Here is a 1063-nt window from a genome sequence, read left to right as displayed (position 1 = left end):
AGCAGCAGGAACAGCGTCAGGAGCGCGGCACGGCGGACCGCCCCGCCGAGCAGCAGCCGTCGATGGACGGGCAGTCGCAGGCGATGCGGCCGGAGGGCAGCCCCTCGACGGCACGCAAGGGCCGGCAGAAGAGCTTCGGCCACAACTGACGCACCGCGGACCGGCGCTGAGCCACCGCGGTGGCAGGCCGCGTGACCGCGGCCCCCAGGGGCGCGCCCGATGCGGGCGCGCCCCTGGTGCGCTCGCGGCGGCCTCAAGGCCGCCGGGCGCTCATCCGGCCAGGCAGGACGCCCCCAACAGCACCTTGAGATCGCCGAAGAGCGCCGGGTCGGCGGTGACCCGGTGCCGGTCGAGCCGCAGCACGGTGGTCTTCCGCGCCCCCTGGAGCTTGATCCGCACCTCGGTGGCGCCGCGGTGGTGGGTGAGCACCTCGCCCAGCTTCTCGACCAGCGGCGGGGTGACCTTGACCGTGGGAATGGTGATCGTCACGGGCGCGTTGGCCGATGCCTCGGACAGATCGGGGACCATCAGCTCCATGGCGACCAGCCGGGGCACGTCCTCGCGCTTGTCGAGGCGGCCCTTGACGAAGACGACCGCGTCCTCGACAAGCTGGGTGGAGACGAGCTGATAGGTGGCGGGGAAGAACATGCACTCGATGGAGCCGGCCAGGTCCTCCACGGTGGCGATGGCCCAGGCGTTGCCCTGTTTGGTCATCTTGCGCTGTAGACCGGAGATGATCCCGCCGATGGTGACGATCGCGCCGTCCGCGTGCTCACCCCCGGTGAGCGCGGAGATCGCGGCGTCCGCCTTCTCGTTCAGCACATGCTCGATGCCGAACAGCGGATGATCGGAGACATACAGGCCCAGCATCTCCCGCTCCTGGGCCAGCAGATAGGTCTTCTCCCATTCGACGTCCGAGAACTCGACGTCGAGGCCGAAGCCCGGCCCCTCGCCGTCCCCGCTGTCCCCGGCCATGCCGCCGAAGAGGTCGAACTGCCCCTCGGCCTCTTTGCGCTTGACCGCGACCACATTGTCGATCAGCGCCTCGTAGTGCGCCGTGAGC

At 70.3% G+C, this 1063-nt stretch carries 1 protein-coding gene; it reads right to left on the bottom strand.

Translation table 11 applies throughout. The features are described from left to right. Positions 1 to 270: 270 nt before the first annotated feature. The coding region (locus KN815_RS27660) for an OB-fold nucleic acid binding domain-containing protein (RefSeq protein ID WP_253209281.1) at positions 271 to 1063 on the bottom strand (793 nt) is incomplete at its 5' end.

Origin of the sequence: Streptomyces niphimycinicus (assembly GCF_018883605.1) — a bacterium.
Taxonomy (GTDB): domain Bacteria; phylum Actinomycetota; class Actinomycetes; order Streptomycetales; family Streptomycetaceae; genus Streptomyces; species Streptomyces niphimycinicus.
Note: the sequence above shows the minus strand (reverse complement) of the source record. Positions and strands in the feature narration are given on the sequence as shown.